General features: G+C 73.0%; 14 protein-coding genes. 5 read left to right on the top strand and 9 right to left on the bottom strand.

Annotated elements, in window-relative coordinates; genetic code table 11:
* The first annotated feature begins 156 nt into the window (after positions 1 to 156).
* Positions 157 to 714, top strand: coding sequence for a dihydrofolate reductase family protein (locus tag AMK24_RS31360; protein WP_073772285.1), 558 nt, complete (start codon positions 157 to 159; stop codon positions 712 to 714).
* Positions 715 to 726: 12 nt separating this feature from the next.
* On the opposite strand, the gene AMK24_RS31355 is transcribed toward AMK24_RS31360, so the two are convergent.
* The 9 genes from AMK24_RS31355 to eccE all read right to left on the bottom strand — a co-directional run bounded on the left by AMK24_RS31355 (position 727) and on the right by eccE (position 12,883).
* The gene (locus AMK24_RS31355; RefSeq protein ID WP_073772284.1) at positions 727 to 1,791 is read right to left on the bottom strand and encodes an oligopeptide/dipeptide ABC transporter ATP-binding protein; all 1,065 of its coding nucleotides are present in this window, start codon (positions 1,789 to 1,791) and stop codon (positions 727 to 729) included.
* Entirely contained in the window at positions 1,788 to 2,936 is a 1,149-nt protein-coding gene (locus AMK24_RS31350) for an ABC transporter ATP-binding protein (protein WP_384579505.1), read from the bottom strand. Before AMK24_RS31350 ends, AMK24_RS31355 begins: the two co-directional genes overlap by 4 nt.
* Positions 2,882 to 3,859, bottom strand: coding sequence for an ABC transporter permease (locus AMK24_RS31345; RefSeq protein WP_384579507.1), 978 nt, complete (start codon positions 3,857 to 3,859; stop codon positions 2,882 to 2,884). The genes AMK24_RS31350 and AMK24_RS31345 overlap by 55 nt, the downstream gene beginning before the upstream one ends.
* Positions 3,856 to 4,947: an ABC transporter permease gene (locus tag AMK24_RS31340; protein ID WP_073772281.1), complete on the bottom strand. Its 1,092-nt coding sequence runs from the start codon at positions 4,945 to 4,947 to the stop codon at positions 3,856 to 3,858. The genes AMK24_RS31345 and AMK24_RS31340 overlap by 4 nt, the downstream gene beginning before the upstream one ends.
* 3 nt (positions 4,948 to 4,950) lie before the next feature.
* A complete protein-coding gene (locus AMK24_RS31335; protein WP_073772280.1) occupies positions 4,951 to 6,828 on the bottom strand; it encodes an ABC transporter substrate-binding protein in 1,878 nt (625 codons plus the stop codon).
* Between the two features lie 212 nt (positions 6,829 to 7,040).
* Entirely contained in the window at positions 7,041 to 10,184 is a 3,144-nt protein-coding gene (locus AMK24_RS31330) for an SCO5717 family growth-regulating ATPase (protein WP_073772279.1), read from the bottom strand.
* A gap of 305 nt (positions 10,185 to 10,489) precedes the next feature.
* Complete coding sequence (locus tag AMK24_RS31325) at positions 10,490 to 10,723, bottom strand: DUF397 domain-containing protein (protein ID WP_073772278.1); 234 nt, start codon at positions 10,721 to 10,723, stop codon at positions 10,490 to 10,492.
* Between the two features lie 85 nt (positions 10,724 to 10,808).
* On the bottom strand, positions 10,809 to 11,519 hold the full coding sequence (locus tag AMK24_RS31320; protein ID WP_073772277.1) for a hypothetical protein: 711 nt from the start codon (positions 11,517 to 11,519) through the stop codon (positions 10,809 to 10,811).
* On the bottom strand, positions 11,516 to 12,883 hold the full coding sequence (gene eccE, locus AMK24_RS31315) for a type VII secretion protein EccE (protein WP_073772276.1): 1,368 nt from the start codon (positions 12,881 to 12,883) through the stop codon (positions 11,516 to 11,518). Before eccE ends, AMK24_RS31320 begins: the two co-directional genes overlap by 4 nt.
* Before the next feature lie 185 nt (positions 12,884 to 13,068).
* On the opposite strand from eccE, the gene eccB reads away from it, so the two are divergent.
* The 4 genes from eccB (at position 13,069) to AMK24_RS31295 (ending at position 18,125) form a co-directional block, all read left to right on the top strand.
* Complete coding sequence (gene eccB, locus AMK24_RS31310) at positions 13,069 to 14,598, top strand: type VII secretion protein EccB (RefSeq protein ID WP_073772275.1); 1,530 nt, start codon at positions 13,069 to 13,071, stop codon at positions 14,596 to 14,598.
* The gene (gene mycP / locus AMK24_RS31305) at positions 14,595 to 15,863 is read left to right on the top strand and encodes a type VII secretion-associated serine protease mycosin (protein WP_384579512.1); all 1,269 of its coding nucleotides are present in this window, start codon (positions 14,595 to 14,597) and stop codon (positions 15,861 to 15,863) included. Before eccB ends, mycP begins: the two co-directional genes overlap by 4 nt.
* 151 nt (positions 15,864 to 16,014) lie before the next feature.
* The gene (locus AMK24_RS31300; protein WP_079190729.1) at positions 16,015 to 16,470 is read left to right on the top strand and encodes a hypothetical protein; all 456 of its coding nucleotides are present in this window, start codon (positions 16,015 to 16,017) and stop codon (positions 16,468 to 16,470) included.
* Positions 16,467 to 18,125, top strand: a complete 1,659-nt coding sequence (locus tag AMK24_RS31295) for a hypothetical protein (protein WP_073772272.1) — start codon at positions 16,467 to 16,469, stop codon at positions 18,123 to 18,125. The genes AMK24_RS31300 and AMK24_RS31295 overlap by 4 nt, the downstream gene beginning before the upstream one ends.
* Positions 18,126 to 18,133: the final 8 nt, after the last annotated feature.

Below are 18,133 nucleotides of genomic sequence, written 5' to 3'. Positions count from 1 at the left end.
AACAACCCTGCGGGTCAATACAACTAGGGCCCCTCGGACACACGCCTCTTCGGGCGCGGCCATGGGGGTCGGCCGGGACCGATGAGTTCCGGGCCGTCCGGAGGTCATCACCCCGGAAGCACCCCCGACCAAGGTGCTCGCAGCCGGAGGAATCCCATGGCCAAGCTCGTCTACTCGATGATCACCTCGCTCGACGGTTACGCGGAAGCGGCGGAGGGCGGCCTCGGTACCGGGGCCGAGGACCCGGAGGTCCACACCTTCGTCAACGACCTCTTCCGGCCGGTCGGCACCTATCTCTACGGCCGGCGGATGTACGAGACGATGGTCTACTGGGAGACGGCGCTCGACGAGCCCGGTCAGCCGCCCCACATCGCCCAGTACGCCCGCGACTGGCAGGCCGCGGAGAAGGTCGTGTACTCCACGACGCTCGACTCGGTGGCCAGCGCGAGGACCCGGATCGAGCGGTCCTTCGACCCGGACGCGGTGCGTCGGCTCAAGGCCGAGGCGGACGCCGACCTCACGGTCGACGGCCCGAACCTCGCGGCTCAGGCCATCGCGGCAGGTCTGGTGGACGAGTACCACCTGTTCATCACCACGAGCGTGGTCGGCGGCGGCAAGCGGTTCTTCCCCGACGGCGTGCGCCTCGACCTCGAACTGGTCGAGGAGCGCGCCTTCGCCAGTGGACTGATCTACGCCCGCTACCGGACCCGCTGAGCGCCACCGGCCTCAGGCGGACGCCCGGGCGGGGCCGCCCCGGTCCTCCCCGGGGCGCGCCGCCGCCCAGTGGCACGCCACCTGGGCGCCCCCGCCCCCGTCCAGCACCGGCAGGTCCACCGTGCGGCACGCCTCCGCCACCCCCGCCCGCTCCGCCTCGCCCGAGGCCAGGATGTGGCAGCGGACGTGGAACCGGCAGCCGGAGGGCACGTTCGAGGGGTCCGGCGGCTCACCGGCCAGGACGACCGGTTCGCCCTGGGCCTCGGGCAGCACCGACAGCAGGGCCCGGGTGTACGGGTGCCGAGGGGCCGTCAGCAACTGTTCGACCGGGCCCGTCTCGACGATCCGGCCCAGGTACATCACCGCCACCCGGTCCGCGATGTTCCAGGCGAGCCCCAGGTCATGGGTGACCACCAGCGCCGACAGCCCCAGCTCGTCCCGCAGACGCAGCAGCAGGGCCAGGATCTCGCCGCGCACCGACGCGTCCAGCGACGCCACCGGTTCGTCGGCCACGATCAGCTCCGGCTCCAGCACCAGCGCCCCGGCGATCACCACGCGCTGGCGCTGACCCCCCGACAGCTCGTGCGGGTAGCGCAGGAAGAATCGTTCCGGCGGACGCAGCCCGGCCCGTGACAGGGCCTCGGAGACGGCGGCCCGCTCGTCCCCGGCGTACCCGTGGATGCGCAGCCCCTCGGCCACCGCCTCGTACACCGTGTGCCGGGGGTTGAGGGAGCCGCTCGGATCCTGGAGGACGAGCTGGACCCGTTTGCGGTACGCCTTCAGGGCCCGGCCCGCGTAGTCGAGCGGTTCGCCGCCGAAGGTGACCCGGCCGGAGGTGGGCGGGACCAGGCCGAGCAGCGACCGGGCCAGCGTCGTCTTGCCGCAGCCCGACTCGCCGACCAGCGCCACGATCTCACCGGGCCGGATGTCCAGGTCCACACCGTCGACCGCGCGGGCGGTGGCCGCCCCGCGCCGGCCGGGGAACACGACCTGCAGCGTCTCGGCGCTGAGCAGGGAGGCGGCGGCGCCCGGCGGGCCCGGGGGAGCGGCGCCGCCGACCGGAGGGGTGGTGCTCATGCGGTGCTCCTCGTGTCGTCGGGCCCGGGAGGGGCGGGGGCGGCGGGCGCGCCGGGGGACGCGTCCATCCGTACGCAGGCCGCCCGGCGCCCGGCCCCGGCGTCCCGCAGCACCTGGTCCTCGGTGGCGCACAGGTCGAGCGCCACCGGGCAGCGCGGATGGAACGTGCAGCCGCCCGGCAGCGCCGCCGGGTCCGGCGGGTCTCCCGGCAGACCGCGCGGGGCGTGCCGGGAGGCGGGATCCCCGATCCTCGGGAACGCGGCGGAGAGCGCCTTGCCGTAGGGGTGGCGGGCGTCGGCGTAGACCCGTTGCGCGGGGCCCTCCTCGACGACCCGGCCCGCGTACATCACCGAGAGCCGGTCGCAGGTGTCCGCGAGCACCGCGAGGTCGTGGCTGATCATGATCAGGCCGACGTTCTGGTCGGAGACCGACTGCTCGATCAGGCGCAGGATCTGCGCCTGGATCATCACGTCCAGGGCGGTCGTCGGCTCGTCCGCGACGATCAGCCGCGGTTCGCAGGCCAGCGCCATGGCGATCATCACGCGCTGGCGCTGGCCGCCGGACAGCTCGTGCGGGTACGCCTGCGCGCGGGCGGCGGGCAGCCCCACCTGCTCCAGCAGCTCGCCCGCGCGCCGGCGGGCCGCCGTCGGGGTGGTCCCGCTGTGCAGCAGGATCGGTTCGGCGATCTGGTCGCCGATCCGGTGCACTGCGTTCAGGGAGTGCATCGCGCCCTGGAAGACGATCGAGGCGCCCGCCCAGCGGACCGCCCGCAGCCGCCCCCACTTCATGGTCAGGACGTCCTCGCCGTCCAGCAGGATCTCGCCGGACAGTTTCGCCGTCGCGGGCAGCAGCCGCAGCAGTGCGAGGGCCAGTGTCGATTTCCCGCAGCCGGACTCCCCGGCGATGCCGAGCTTCCGCCCGGCCTCGACCCGCAGGTCGACACCGCGTACGGCGGGGACGGCGTCGGCCCCGCCGCCGTAGGTGACGGTCAGGTTCCGCACCTCCAGGAGCGGCGGATCGCCGGTGGGCCGGGTCGCTTCGGGCGGGCCGGACGGGTCCGGACCCGGCGTGCCGGTCGTGGTGGTGGCGGTCAACGGGACACCCCCAGCTTGGGGTTGAGCACGGATTCGACGGCGCGGCCGCACAGCGTGAAGGCGAGGGCGACCACCGCGATGGCGAGTCCGGGCGGAGCGAGGTACCACCAGTTGCCGGAGCTGACCGCGCCGGCCTCCCGGGCGTCCTGGAGCAGACCGCCCCAGGAGACGATCGTGGGATCGCTGAGCCCGAGGAAGGCGAGGGTCGCCTCGGTGAGGATGGCGGTGGAGATCACGAGCGTGGTCTGGGCGAGCACCAGCGGCATCACGTTGGGCAGGACGTGCCGGGACATGATGTGCCCGTGCCCGCCGCCGAGCGCCCGGGAGCGTTCGATGTACGGCCGCGACTCGACGGACAGCGTCTGGGCCCGGACCAGGCGGGCGGTGGTCGGCCAGGTCGTCACGCCGATCGCCAGGACCGTCGTCCAGACCGACCGGGACAGGACCGTGGCCAGCGCGATCGCCAGCACCAGGGTCGGCATGACCAGGAACCAGTCCGTCACCCGCATGACGACGGTGGCGTACCAGCCCTTGAAGTGCCCTGCGGTGATCCCGACCAGCGTGCCGATGGCCACCGACAGGAACGCCGCGAGCAGCCCCACGGTCAGCGAGACCCGGGTGCCCCACAGCATCAGGGCGAGCAGGCTGCGCCCGAACTGGTCGGTGCCGAGCGGGAATTCACCGCTGGGCGCCTCCATCGGGCCGCCCGGGGCGTCGGTCACGCTCTGCGAGTCGGCCCCCACCAGCAGCGGGGCGGTCACCGCCAGCAGGGCGATCACCGCGAGTACGCCGAGCCCGACGAGACCGGCGCGGTGCGTGCGGTACTGTCGCCAGAAGCGGGCTGCCGCCCGCCGCCGCCGGGCCCGGGTCAGGGCGCGCGGGCTCTGCGCCGGGACGCCCTCGCCCGGACCGCCCGAAGGTTTCCCAAGGTCCGGCTCACGCGGCTCGGAGGGCTTCTCCATCGACGTCGTCATCGGCCCACCCGGGGATCGAGCAGCGGATAGATCACATCGGCGAGCGTGTTCATCAGGATCACCCCGGAGGCGAACAGGAAGAACAGCGCCTGCACCAACGGCAGGTCGGGCACGCTCAACGCCTGGTAGAAGAGGCCGCCGAGGCCCGGCCAGGAGAAGACGGTCTCCACCAGGATCGCGCCGGCCACCGTCGTACCGAGGTTCACGAAGAGCAGCGTCACCGTCGGCAGCATCGCGTTCGGCACGGCGTGCTTCCGGCGGACCAGGTCGTCGCGCAGCCCCTTGGCGCGGGCCGTCGTCAGGTAGTCGCTGCCCATCTCGTCCAGCAGCGAGGAGCGCATCACCAGCAGGGTGCGCGCGTACTCCACGGCGACCAGGGTGACGACGGGCAGCACCATGTGGTGGGCGATGTCCAGCACCCGGTCGAAGCCCTCGGTGCTCCCGGACTCCATACCGCCGGTGGGGAAGAGCCCCGGGATCGGGCCGATACCGACCGACAGGGTGATGATGAGGAGCAGGCCGAGCCAGAACGAGGGCACCGAGTACAGCGTCAGCGCCAGCGCCGTATGGGCCCGGTCCCCGGCAGAACCGTTACGCCAGGCGGAGCGGGCGCCCAGCCAGATGCCGAGCAGGGTGTAGATCACGAAGGCGGTGCCGGTCAGCAGCAGCGTGGCGGGCAGCGCCTCGGCGATCTTGTCCACGACCGGGGCGCGGAACTGGTACGACGTACCGAAGTCGCCGGTCAGCGCCTTGCCGCAGTACTGCGTGAACTGCTGCCACAGCGGCAGGTCGAGGCCGAACTCACGGCGCATCGCCGCGATCTGCTCGGTCGAGACCTGACGGCCGCCGGTCATCTGCTTGACCGGGTCGCCGGGGATCAGCCGGAAGAGGAAGAAGCTGGTGACGAGGACGGCGAAGAGGGAGACGGCCGCCCCGCCGAGCTTGCCCGCCGCGTAGCGGGCGTAGCCGGCGGCGGAGCGGGAACGCGGGGAGCGGGCCGACGGCCCGGCCGGAGCCGGACCGCCGGATGCGGTGCTCTCCACGCCCGCCGCGCCCTTCACCAGGGCGGGGGTGCTTTCTGAGCTCATGGACTATTCACGGTCTTCCGCGGTGGAGCGGCGACGCATGGCGAACAGGAGTCCGCCACCGGCGAGGACGACGACGGCGATCCCGATCCCGACGAGCACCCCGGTGGAGGAGGAGCCGGAGCCGGAGGAGCCGGACGAGGAGGCGCCGGCGGCCGGGACCGCCGACCACCAGCTCCAGTAACCGTCCTGGCCGTAGATGTTGCCCGCGGCCGACGGCATGGTGGTGATGGACTCGATGTGGTCGGTGCGGTACGCCTCGACGGCATTGGGGTACGCCATGACGTTCATGTACCCGGTGTCGTACAGCCGCGACTCCAGTTGCTTCACCAGATCCGCCCGCTTGGCGGGGTCGTACTCCGCCAGTTGCTTCTTGTACAGCTCGTCGTACTGCTCGTCGCAGATGAAGTTGTCCGTCGCCGCCGTCTCCTTCGCCTTGGCCGGCAGCGCGGCGCAGGTGTGGATGGAGAGGACGAAGTCGGGGTCGGGGTTGACGGACCAGCCGTCGAAGGCGAGGTCGTACTCACCCGCGTACCAGGGGTCGGAAACGTTGTCGAGGCAGTCGACCTTCAGCCCGATGCCCTGCTCGCCCCACCACTCCTGGAGGTACTTGCCGATCGCCTTGTCGTTGGGGTCGGTGGCGTGGCAGAGGATGCGGAAGACGAGCGGCTCGCCGTCCTTGCCGACGCGCTTGCCCGCACCGTTCTTCTTGTACCCGGCCTCGTCGAGCAGGGCCGACGCCTTCGCCGGGTCGTAGGCGAGCTTCTGGTCCTCGGAGGGCTTCCAGAAGTAGTTCCCGAAGCGCGGCGGGATGTACCCCTCGCCCTCGACGGCGTGGCCCTGGAAGACCTTGTCGACGATGGTCCTGCGGTCGACCGCCATGAACAGCGCGTGCCGCACCTTCTGGTCCAGGAGCGCCGGGTGCCCGTCCCCGAACTTCTGCCCGTCCTTGGTACGGGCCCCGGGGTTGACGGCGAGTGCGAAGAAGCGGCGGCCCGGGGCGTCGTTCACCTTGATGTCGGGGGCCTTCTCCAGCGATGCGGACTGGGCCGGGGTGAGGCTGGGGCTGCCCGCCACGAAGGAGACCTCGCCCTTGCGCAGGGCGGCGACGGCGGCGTCCTGGTCCTTGTAGTAGCGGAAGACCAGCTCGTCGAACTTGGGCGAACCGCGCCAGAAGTCCTTGTTGGCCTTGAGCTTCACATAGCTGTCGACCTTGTAGTCCGTCAGGATGAACGGACCGTTCCCCACGACGGGGAACTCCTTGTCGTTGTTGAACTTCGAGAAGTCGCCGACCTTCTCCCAGACGTGCTTCGGGACGATCGGCACGTCGAGCGCGGCCATCGTGGCCTGCGGCTCCTTGAGCTTGATGACCAGCTTGTCCTTGCTGGGGGCGGTCACCTCCTCGAAGTTGCCGACGAAGCTGCCGTTGGACGTCGCCGCGCCCTCGTCGGTCATCATCGTGTTGAACGTCCAGGCCGCGTCCTCGGCGGTGGCCTGCCGCCCGTCTGACCACGTCGAGTCCGAGCGGATCGTGTACGTCCAGGTCAGCTTGTCGGCGGAGGGCTCCCACGCGGTGGCCAGACCGGGGATCGCCTTGTTGTCCTTCGGGTCGTAGTTGGTGAGGTAGTCGTACATCAGCCGGTGGATGCTCGTGCTGACCAGCCGCTGCGCCAGGAACGGGCTGAGCGAGTCGACGCTCTGCGCGACGGCGACCGTGAGCGTCGTCCTCCCGTCGTCCGCGCGGGCCTCGGAGGGGGCGGGCGCGAGCGGGTTGCCCGGGACGACGGACCCGGCGGCGAGCGCCAGGGCGGCCGCGCCGGAGGCCGGCAGGAGGCGCAGACGTCGGCGTGGCCGGAAGGAGTGGGGGGGAACTCTTGTGACCATGGACGGGGACCTCGCGTCATCACTCGCTGGAGAAGGCGGGTAGAACTCTGGATCGCCAGTTGGTGAAGCGAAGGTCTATCAGCGGGGGTCGAGCCTCGTCAACGGTCTGTCAAACCGCGTGTGGGCTGCGGGAATACGGAAGGGCTCGCACCGCGTGAGCGATGCGAGCCCTCATTGGTCCAGTCCACTTCCGCCCTGTCGGCGGCCCGCCGTCACCCCTGCTGCGGAGGTGTCTGCTGCTGCGGGGGCGTCTGCTGCCACCCGGCGGGCGGCACCGGGCCCTGCGGCTCGGGCCGGGCTGCCGGGTCGGCCTGCCCGCCCTGCTGCTGCGGCTGCCCCTGCTGCGGCGCCCCGCCCCCGGGCGCACCGGGTCCGGCCTGCGCGGGAGGCGTCTGGGGCCACCCCTGCTGGGGACCGCCCGGGGCGGGCTGCGGCGGGTAGGGGGACTGGTGCGCCCCCGGCTGACCGGCCGCCGGATATCCCCCGTACGGCGGCGTTCCGCCGTAGGGCTGCTGCCCCGCGTAGGGCTGCTGCGCCTGGTGCGGCTGGCCCGGGTGCTGCGGCTGGGGGGCCTGCGGCGGGTACGGCTGTCCGGGGCCGGGCTGCTGGGGGGCGTAGGGGAGCCGACCGGGCTGCTGCTGCCCCGCGGGGCCGGGCTGTTCGGGGACCTGTTGACCGTAGGCCGACGGGCCGGGCTGTCCCGGGTGGCCTGCGTAGGGCTGCCCCGTCTGGGCCGGGCCGTGGGGCTGGGGCTGCGGCTGACCGGGGGCGTACTGCCCGTCCGCCGGGTAGCCCTGCCGGCCGGGCATCGGCGGGGCGTACTGCGGCGGCGGGTTCTGGCCGTCCGCCGTCCACAGCCCCTGCTGCTGCTGGGCCCGCGCGAAGTCCTCGGCCACCAGCGCCGAGAGGTGGAAGTACGCCTCACGCGTCTTGGGCCGCATCATGTCCAGGTCGACCTCGGCGCCCGCCGCCAGGTGCTCGTCGAACGGTACGACGACGACCCCGCGGCAACGCGTCTCGAAGTGCTGGACGATGTCGTCCACCTTGATCATCTTGCCGGTCTCGCGGACGCCCGAGATGACGGTGAGCGAACGCTGCACCAGATCGGCGTAACCGTGCGCGGAGAGCCAGTCCAGCGTCGTCGAGGCGCTGGACGCGCCGTCGACCGAGGGCGTGGAGATGATGATCAACTGGTCGGCGAGGTCCAGCACCCCGCGCATCGCGCTGTACAGCAGCCCGGTGCCCGAGTCGGTGAGGATGATCGGGTACTGCTTGCCGAGCATGTCGATCGCGCGCCGGTAGTCCTCGTCGTTGAAGGTCGTGGAGACCGCCGGGTCCACGTCGTTGGCGATGATCTCCAGACCGGAGGGCGCCTGCGAGGTGAACCGGCGGATGTCCATGTACGAGTTGAGGTACGGGATCGCCTGGACCAGGTCGCGGATGGTCGCCCCGGTCTCACGGCGCACCCGGCGGCCCAGCGTGCCGGCGTCCGGGTTGGCGTCGATGGCGAGGATCTTGTCCTGCCGCTCGGTGGCCAGCGTCGAACCCAGCGCGGTCGTCGTGGTGGTCTTGCCGACCCCGCCCTTGAGGCTGATGACGGCGATCCGGTAGCAGGACAGCACCGGGGTGCGGATCAGCTCCAGCTTGCGCAGCCGCTCCGCCTCCTCCTTCTTCCCGCCCAGCTTGAAGCGGGAGGCGGCGGAGGGGTTGCGGCTGCTCCTGGCCTTCTGCTTGCCCCGCACGAGGCGGTCGGAGGAGAGTTCGACGGCCGCCGTGTACCCGAGAGGGGCGCCGGGCACCGACCGCTCGCGCTGGTCGTGCGCCACGGGGGTGGGCCAGCCGCCGCCCGCGCGCGGGTCCACGGGCTGCTGCGGCTGGGCCGGAGGCTGCTGCGAGTCCTGCGCCGGGGGCTGCTGCCCGTACGGCGCCGACTGCTGCGGGGCGACGGGGACCGGCAGGGCGGCGCCCTGGGCGGGGAGAGGCGTGTGCGGCTGCGGGGCGTGGGGCGCCTGGCCGGGCCGGCCCTGCTGCGGGGGAACCGGCTGGTCCTGGCCCGGCTGGCCCGGCTGGGGGAAGCCGTAGCCGCCCTGTGGCGGGAAGCCGTAACCACCCGCGCCCTGGGGAGCCTGCGCCGGGAGCGGTGCACCGGGACCGGACCGGTCCGGGAACGGCTGCTGGTGCGGCGGCTGAGCCGCCTGAGGCGCCTGGGCCGCCTGGGGGAAGCCGTAGCCGCCGGGCGGCTGGTCGGCCGGGGCGGAACCCGGCCACTGCGCCGCGGGCTGCGGGGCGGAGGGCGACGGAGCGGCCGGCTGGAAGGCGGGCGGCAACGGCGGCAGCGCGCCGCCCTGCGCGGGCGGCGACCACGGCACCGGCGCGGCAGCGGCCTGCGGCCCGTCCTGAGGCGCGGCGTTCCGGGGCGCGGTGTCCTGGTGGGCGGCGTCCTGGGAGGCGGTGTCCTGGTGGGCGGTGTCCTGCGGCTCCACGGCGGGGGCGTCACCGGCGCTCGGAGCCCCGGCGCCGTCCGTCCCGGGCGTACCGCTGTCCTCGGCGCCCGCCGGGTCCACCTCCGTACGGGAGTCGGCCGCGGAGTCCGCGGCCGGGAGCGCGGCGGGGGCGGGGGAGGGGGCGGAGGCCGCACCGGAAGGGGACGCGGCCTCGGAGTCCGTGCCGGAGGCGAGGCCCTCGGCCTGGCCGTTCTCGTCTCCGGCACCGGACGAGTCGTTCACGCCGGAAGCGGAAGCGGAAGCGGAAGCGGAAGCGGAAGCGGAAGCAGGGGCAGCGCCAGGGCCGGAACCGGCGACGGCGTCCGCACCGGGGACGGCGACGGCCCCCGGCCCACCGGTGGAATCCGGCCGCTCGGCGGAGTCCGGTCCGGCGGCGGCCGCCTCCCGCTCCGCGATCTCCCGCTGGAGAGCGCCGGGCGAGAACCGCATCGTCGCGCCGCTCTCCACATCACCGCCGCCGGACGCGCCGCTGTCCCCGCCCCCTGCGACCGAAGCGGCCGGAGCGCTCGACGCCGCGGGGGAGTCCGGGTCCTGGGGGACGGAGGGCGTCGCGGACCCGGAGAGGGGGGCGGCCTCGGCGGGCGCCGCCGGCGCGGGCGCCCGGTCGGGGCCGAAGCCGCCGGGCGCCGCCGACAGGCCGGGCGACGACAACGGCGCCCCGACCGGCGGCGGAGGGGGCGCCAGGTGCGAGCCCGCTCCCCCCGACGAGTCCCCCGCCGCGTTCTGCGTGTACCAGGCGGGAGGGGTGTAGTCGATGGTGAACTCACCCGTCATCTCGGCGGGATCCGCGTCGGACGACTCGTCGACGGGCAGGTCCCATCCGCCGCGGGTCTCGTCCCGATCGCTGTTCACTTTGCCTCCTGGTGTGGTCGAGCACCCTTGTGCCGTGGTGGGTGGGGGCGACCGTTCCCGATGTGCCGGTCCGCCCGGCTCTCCCCCTTGCGACGCACATCACCTGCACGCAGGTTCATCTGCCGCGTCCCACCCACCCTAATCGCCATCCGGTGAACTCAGGCAGGGCGTGGCGCACGGCGAACCCCGCCCCGCCGCCCGGGTGTCACACGCCGGTGAAGCGGGTGCGACGGAACGGCAACGACGAGACGGGCAAGCAGGGTCAAACCCGCCCAGGAGGAACGGCCGACCGCACGGCGCCGGGCCTACTTGAGGTCGAACTCCCCGTCGCGAGCGCCCAGGACGAACGCCGTCCACTCCGCCTCCGTGTACCGCAGGACGGTGTCCGGGTCCAGCGAGGAGCGCATGGCGACGGCTCCACCCGGCAGATGCGCGATCTCGACCCGCTCCTCGTCCTTCTCGGTGCCCGGGGCGCTGAGCCACGTCACGTCGGAGATGTCGAGAGCGTAGAGCTCGTCCTTTTCCTGCTGGGTGCCCATGACGGCGTCCCTTCGATCGAACGGAAACTGTGCGTGGTCCATGTTCCCCGGCGGGAGGGGGGCGTGGGGAGCGAACGGACGGGATTCAGTCCATCCGGCGAGCCGTGCCCAGCAGGCCGGTCTCCGCGTCCGTCGGGTTCGTCATCACCCAGTGGTGTTCGCCCCCCGCCACCCACAGCGTGACACCGTCCGCCAGAGTGGGCAGCGCCTCGTACTCGGCGCGGGCCAGCCCGAGGATGCGGCCGATCTGCTCGGCCTCGCCGGGCGACACCCGCTGGACTCCGACCAGCGCCGAGGACCGCATCAACCGCGGGGCGACGGGGCTCAGATAGGGGAGCAGCGTCAGAACGGACTGCCAGGGCGAGGACACCACCCGGCCGCGCGGCGGACGCATGCCGCAGTCCCGCACGACGACCACGGGGCTGCCCACGGTCGCCCCGGTCGGCGGCACCCGGCCCACGTCGTACAGGGAGACGCACTCCAGCCCGGCGCCCGCCGCCTGGGCGAGCGTCGTCCAGGCCTGGACGCGACCTGTCTCGACCGCCACCCGCGCTCCGGTGCCCGCCGCCCGCAACGCCAGGACCTGGGCCGTCCACAGTCCGCCGATGAGCGTGACGTCGTACGGCACCGGACGGTGGAAACCGATCAACTGAGGTGTGTCGTTGGCGTCGTTGCCGATGATCACGCCGTCGTCGCCGACCGGCAGGGACAACGCGCCGAGGTGGTCCGCGGCCACCGTGTGCCCCGCGTGACGAGGGCCGCGCAGCCCGCGTCGGGGCCGGGTCCGGATGCTCACTCTGCTCCTCCCAGCGGGAGCGTGGCCAGCACGCCGGGCAACTGCTCGCGGTCCAGCCGTACCAGACCCACCTTGGCGTGCCGGGCCGCCTGCTCCAACGTCCTTCTGACGCCGACCAGTTCGGTGTCCGAACCGCCGGTGACCCGGATGTGCCCGCCCACCCGCGTCGAACCCTGGCGCACCCCCCGCCGGACCGTCAGGCTGAACGTCGTCGCGTACGCGGGCACCGAGGTGAGCAGCGCCACCAGCTGCGGCAGCGGCGTGGCGCCCCGCCCCAACCGGGGCCAGCGGTCCACCGCGTACGTGGTGTGCCAGCGGTCGTCGCACCGCCAGACCCGGGAGGTCTCCGTCGTGCGCCGCTGCGGTGCGGCGTCCGGCCGGCCGGCCCGCCCCGACAGAATGGGGTTGGCGCACGCGGAGGTGGCCACGGCGGAGTTCAGCTCGTCCTGGTCGAGCACCGCGGCCTGGAAACCGGCGCCCGTGATCCGGCTCGCCACATGGTCCGCGGCCCGTACCAGGCAGCGCTGTGCCCCCTCCAGCCCGCCGCCCCGGGCCTCGACGGCCTCACGGCACAGCTCCGGGTTCAGCTTCACCGCCACCCACGTCATCCGCAGGGCCGGCGCACCCGTCCGGTCCTGCAACGGCGCGTACGAGAGCCGGGCCACCGACTGTTGCGGGAGGTGGGGGGCCGGAGCGCACCGCACCTGCTGCACCAACTGCGCCGACTCCAGGACGATGTCGTCCACCTGGAGGGCGTCGCCCAGCAGCGACAGCGGAAGCGAACGGGCCCCGAAGGCGGGCCGCAGCGACTCGCCGCTCGCCTGCACCCGCACCACGGCGGTCAGGAACGTGCCGTCGCCGAGCATGCCCACCGTCCGGTGCGCCCGGTCCACGTAGACCTGCGGGCCGAAGCCCGGCACGTTCTCCGCGACCGGGGCCAGCATCGGCTCCGCGTCCCCGGCCGGCGGGGCGGCGGCGGCCCGCCGGCGGGCGCGGAGTCCGAGCGCGGTCGACGCCCAATCCTGGAGCGCGCGGCCCCGTCGGCGTACCACCGCGAGCGCGACCAGCAGGCACAGCACCACGAGCGAGGGGATCAGCCACGGCCCGCCGAGCGCCGCGCCCACGGCGGCGATCGCGAGACCCGTCTCGATGATCACCAACTGCCGCAGCACCGGCCGCACCCGGTCCGACCGCGAGATCGACCGCAGGGTCGTCGCCGTGGGTGCGTTGCGCGACGCCGGGGCGCCGGGGCCGGAGGGCTGCGCGGGCGCCGTCACGAGCGGTTCGTTGCTGCGTTGCCTCCGGGAAGACCCGGCGGCTCGCCGCCCGGCCCGCCCGGTACGCTCACGCGTGGCTGCACCCATCGCCCCGTTGCCCCCTCGTGTCCGTATTCACCGCTTTTTACACGGGTGTTGATCGGGACGTCACCCTACCTGAGCACGGGGAGCCGGACCCCGCCAGGCATAGTAGGGGCGCGGCACGGCAACGGGGGCCGACGGGGCGTGTGGGACTCCGCGCGCTCACTGGGGATGAAGGGGCAGCGGACGACATGGCATCACGGCGGGACGAGCTCAACGCCTATACCTTTGCGAAGCGGAGGTTGATCGCACAGTTCCTGCAGCCCAACCCCACCGGTTCCGAGGAAGGCGCCCCCCGGCCGCTGCGCGCGGTCGTGCCCGGAGCCGTGGTCGCCGTCGTGGTCCTCGCCGTCTTCGGAGCCTGGGGCATGTTCAAGCCGGTCGCGCCGCAGAAGTGGGACACCCCCAAGGAACACGTCATCATCGCCAGCAAGTCCACCACCCGGTACGTGGTGCTGGAGACTGACGGCAAGAAGCAGCTGCACCCCGTGCTGAACATGGCCTCCGCCAAGCTCCTGCTCTCCCCGGACAAGGGCGCCGTCGTCAACGTCGACGAGTCCGTCCTGGACGACGGCAGGATTCCGCACGGGGCGACCCTCGGCATCCCGTACGCCCCCGACCGGCTGCCCGACGCCGAGGAAGCGGGCGCGGCCAAGCGCTGGGCGGTCTGCGAACGGCCCGGCGAGGGCGGCAGGGCCATCCAGAAGGCGACCTTCGTCTTCGCCGAGCGCGAGAAGAAGAAGACCGAGGGGAAGAACGCGCTGCGCGGCGGCGAGCTGATGTACGTCGAGGGCCCGGACCGGGCCCGCTACATCGTGGACGCCGCGGGCAAGGCCTACCCCGTGGGCAAGGACGAACTGCTCCTGCGCACCCTGGTCGCCCAGAACCCCAGGCCCCAGCGGGTCTCGGCTGCCTGGCTCGCCACGCTCCACACCGGCGACCCGATCACCTTCCCGACGGTGGACGGCGCCCCCGGAGCCCCGGCGGGCGCCCCCGGCGCCCTGGACGAGCGGACGAACCGGGTCGGCATGGTCCTGACCGCCACGGCGGGAACCCGGACCCAGAGCTACGTCGTCCTGCCTGGCAGGGTCGCCCCCGTCTCGGACTTCACCGCCAAACTCCTGCTCAGCAGCAGGCAGTTGGTGCCCCTCAAGCAGGCGGGCAACGCCCAGCCGGTGAGCGCCGCCGAACTCGAACCGGGGGCCCCTTTCAACCAGGAGCGCGACTGGCCGGTCAGCAGGCCCGAACCCGTCAACTCCCCGGACGTCAAGAAGGGCAGCCGCAACACCGTGTGCAACGTTCTGCGCGGCGTTGACGCCGACAGCGGCGCGACCACCCTGAGCACCTGGGCGGGCACGAGCTTCCCCGCCACGCTCCCCACCGGCTCCAGCAGCGCCTACGTCACGCCCGGATCGGGCCAGTTCTTCCGCCAGTTCAAGGGCTCCACCACCAGCGCGGGCTTCCTCTTCCTGGTCACCGACACCGGCCTGCGCTACGCGATGCAGTCCAACAGCGACAGCGGCCGGGGCGGCGGCTCCGGCATCGGCGAGTCCGGCGGGAAGGAGGACCGGGAGGCCCGGCGGCAGGAGGCGCAGCAGGCGCAGAACCGGCTCGGCTACAAGGACGTCGTCCCCCGCCCCGTACCGGCGTCCTGGTCCGCCCTCCTGCCGACCGGCCCCCGGCTCTCCACCGGCGCCGCCAGCCAGCCGCAGGGTTCGTGAACGTGGCGACGAACACGGAGCGCCCCGCGCCCGCCGCCCGCCGCCTGCTGACGGCCGCGGCGGCGGCAGCCGTTCTCCTGGTCACCCTGCCGGCGTACCCCGCGACCGCGGACGACGCGACCCGGTGCACGTTCCCGTCGAAGAAGTACCCGGGCCGCCCCTGGGCGTTGCAGCGCGTCCTGCTGGACGAGTTGTGGAAGCAGTCCACCGGCGAGGGCGTACGCGTCGCGGTCATCGACACCGGCGTCGACATCAGGAACGAGCAGCTCAAGCCGGCGGTGGACGTCGGGGCGGGCCGCAACTTCCTGCCGAAGGACCTCAAGACCGCCGACGGCGTGAAGATCGAGCGCGGCAAGGAGAACGGCACCACGGACACCGTGGGCCACGGCACCAAGGTCGCAGGCATCATCGCCGCCCGCGAGGCGGAGGGCACCGGCTTCACCGGCCTCGCCCCCGACGCGACGATCATCCCGATCCAGCAGAACGACGCCGAGGGCCACGGGAACACCGACAGCCTCGCCCGGGCGATCGCCTACGCCGTCGACGCCGCGGACGCCGACATCATCAACATCTCCCAGGACACCGCCGACGCCGTGAAGCCGTCCCTGAAGCTGAAACAGGCCGTGGACAGGGCCCTCGCCCGGAACGTCGTGGTCATCGCCTCGGCCGGCAACGACGGACTCGGCGGCGACGTCAAGGAGACCTATCCGGCCTCCTTCGACGGGGTGCTCGCCGTCGCCTCCTCGGACCGGAACAACGAACGCGCGGCCTTCTCCCAGTCCGGAGAGTTCGTCGGCGTCGCCGCCCCCGGGGTGGACATGATCTCCACGGTCCCCGGCGGCGGACACTGCGTCGACAACGGCACCAGCTTCTCCGCCCCCTACGTCGCCGGGGTCGCCGCCCTCATCCGGGCGAAGCACCCCCGGTGGACCCAGGCGCAGATCGTCGCGCAGATCCAGCAGACGGCGGAACGCTCCACCGCCGGCCACGACAACGCGGTCGGCTGGGGCGTCGTCGACCCGGTCCGCGCCCTCACCGAGGACGACAGGCCCATCGACCGCCCGGTCGCGAGCGAGGGAATGAGCAGGGGCAAAGCCCCCACCCCCGCCGAACTCCACCTGGGCGAAACGACCGACGAGCGCAACGCCCGCCTCGCGACATACGTCGTGGTCGGCGGCGGCGTCCTGGTGGCGGCCATCGCGGGTACGGCTGTGGCGGTACGGGACAAGCGGCGACGTACGGGGCGAGCGGCGGCCGGGATGTGACGGGGGGCCGGGGGAGGGGCCGTCATGAGACAAGTCACCCGGGCCTCAAGTCGATTGGCGCTGTCGTACCCAGTGGCTAGAGTTGGTGCGGTGAAACCGGACCGGACCGTGTCGATGCGATAGCAACGCGGAACGGCCCGAGCAAACGGGGATGTGGAACGGGGGAGCGGTAACGATGTCCGAAGGCGCGGGGGACCTCAAGCGCGGTGTGGGCGCACTGGAAACGTTCAAGAAACGGGTCGACGACCTCCTGGTCGACTTCGAGGGCTCGGCGGGCAGCAGGACGAAGGTCGCCGACCAGAAGATCTCGCGGGCCTCGCTGAGCGGCCAGAACACGTGCTTCGCGGAGGCGGACGGCCTCTACACCCAGTACAACCGGGTCCACTCCTCCCTCGTCGCGCTCTCCCGGTCCCTGGGCGACCAGATCGAGTACCTGAGCCTGGGCGTGCACGCGGCGGCTGTCGGCTTCGACAACGTCGAGGACGACATCAGGCGACGGTTCCACGAGATCCAGACGCGCCTGTACGAGGAGAGCCGCGAGCGGAGCACCGACACCGGCCCGACCAACCAGGACAAGCAGGCCGAGGGCGGATGGGGAGCGGAATGAGCGACGGCAGGCCCGAGAACCTGACGCCCGCCCAGCAACGGGTGCAGGACCGGGCGCAGGTCACCATCCAGATCGCGCAGACGGACATCTCCGAGGCCGTCCGCAAGGGAATGCCCTTCGCCGGTCCGCCCACCGGCCGTACCTCCTTCGAGGGGGTCGAACTCAACACCATGATCGACCTGGTGGAGAACACCAGGCCGGAAGACCTGGAGAGCGCGGGCAAGGCGCTCTGGGCGGCCCGGGACGCCATCTCGAAGGCCGCCGAGGAACTGGACACGTACCTCAAAGGGGTCGACTGGCAGGGCGAGTCCGGCACGGCCTTCCGCGCCTTCGGCAAGGGCCTGGTCGCCCACGCACGCGAGCTGGGCGACTTCGCGGAGGTCGCCGGCACCCAGATCACGGTCGCGGGCACCGGCCTGGCCTCCGTACGCAGCGCCATGCCGCCACGCGACGGTCGCCAGGTCCGCAAGAGCCCGGACGACATCGAACTCCCGGCCCGGACGGCGGACAACCCGGAGTACCAGGCCGCCCTCAAGGTGGAGAAGAACCGCCAGGAGGCCATCAACCAGATCAACCGGCTGGCTTCGTACTACTCGGTGTCGGGGCAGCGGCTGGAGGGGCAGGAGCCGCCGCGGTTCGAGAAGCGCCTCGACATCGAGATGCCGAAACCGCGGGCGTCCCGCGACGAGGACCCCCACTCCCGCACCTCCGGCCAGGGCCCCGAGTCACTGGACCACAGCACAGCTCCAGGCTCCTCACGCCGTTCCGCCCCGGGGGACTCCGGTCCCGTGGTGGCCGCGGACCGGCCACCGGCCGAGGCCATCGGTACGGCGCCCCTGCCCGAGCGGAGCGTCGGTACGGAGATCAACGCTGTCGCGCCGCCCCAGGCTCCGACGACGATCGCCGGTACGCCGCCGCCCCCCGCCCCCACGCCCACGACAGGGCCGACCGGCATGCCGCCGACCCTCGTATCGCCCGGCCTGACCAACCCTCTGCAGGGCGGCACACGACGTTCCACGGGGCCCACGGGCATGCCGCGAACGGCCGGTCAGCCCGGTCCGGGCACGGGCAAGGCCCAGTCCATCGGGGCGGGCCCTGCCGCCAAGAGGCAGGGCGGCCCCGCGGTCGGCCGTTCCGGACCGATGGGCGGCGGGACTTCTCCCTTCACCGGACGCCCGCCGGGCGGCTCGCCGTCTCCGGCCGCGGGCCATGCCGGTGTGACCGGCGGACGGCCCATGGTCGGCCAGGGCGGGACGCCCGGGATCGGCGCGCCGCGTTCCGGAGGGAGCAACGGCATCGTCGGCGGGACTCCCCAGCACGCGTCCCCGAACAGAGCCGCCGCCGGAGGCGCCGGCCAACGGGGAGTGATCGGTGGAGGCGGGCCCTCGGCCGCCGCCTCTCGCACCGGAGGGCGGGCCGCCCCCGCCCCGGGTGCGAACGGCGTCGTGGGCGCTGCCCGCAAGGCTGCGGCGGGCGGTCCGAACACCAAGGGCTTCACGGCGGGCGGCGCGGGGCTCGTGCGCGGTCCCGCGGGCCGCCGGAACAGTGGGCGCGAGGACGAGGACAACGGATCGACCCGTCCCGACTACCTGACAGAAGACGAAGAGACGTGGAACGCCGTCCGGCGCGGAGCCGTGCCGCCGGTGGTCGAGTAGCAGCCCCA

Source organism: Streptomyces sp. CB02366, from assembly GCF_001905905.1.
In the GTDB taxonomy this organism is placed as follows: Bacteria; Actinomycetota; Actinomycetes; order Streptomycetales; family Streptomycetaceae; genus Streptomyces.
Note: the sequence above shows the minus strand (reverse complement) of the source record. Positions and strands in the feature narration are given on the sequence as shown.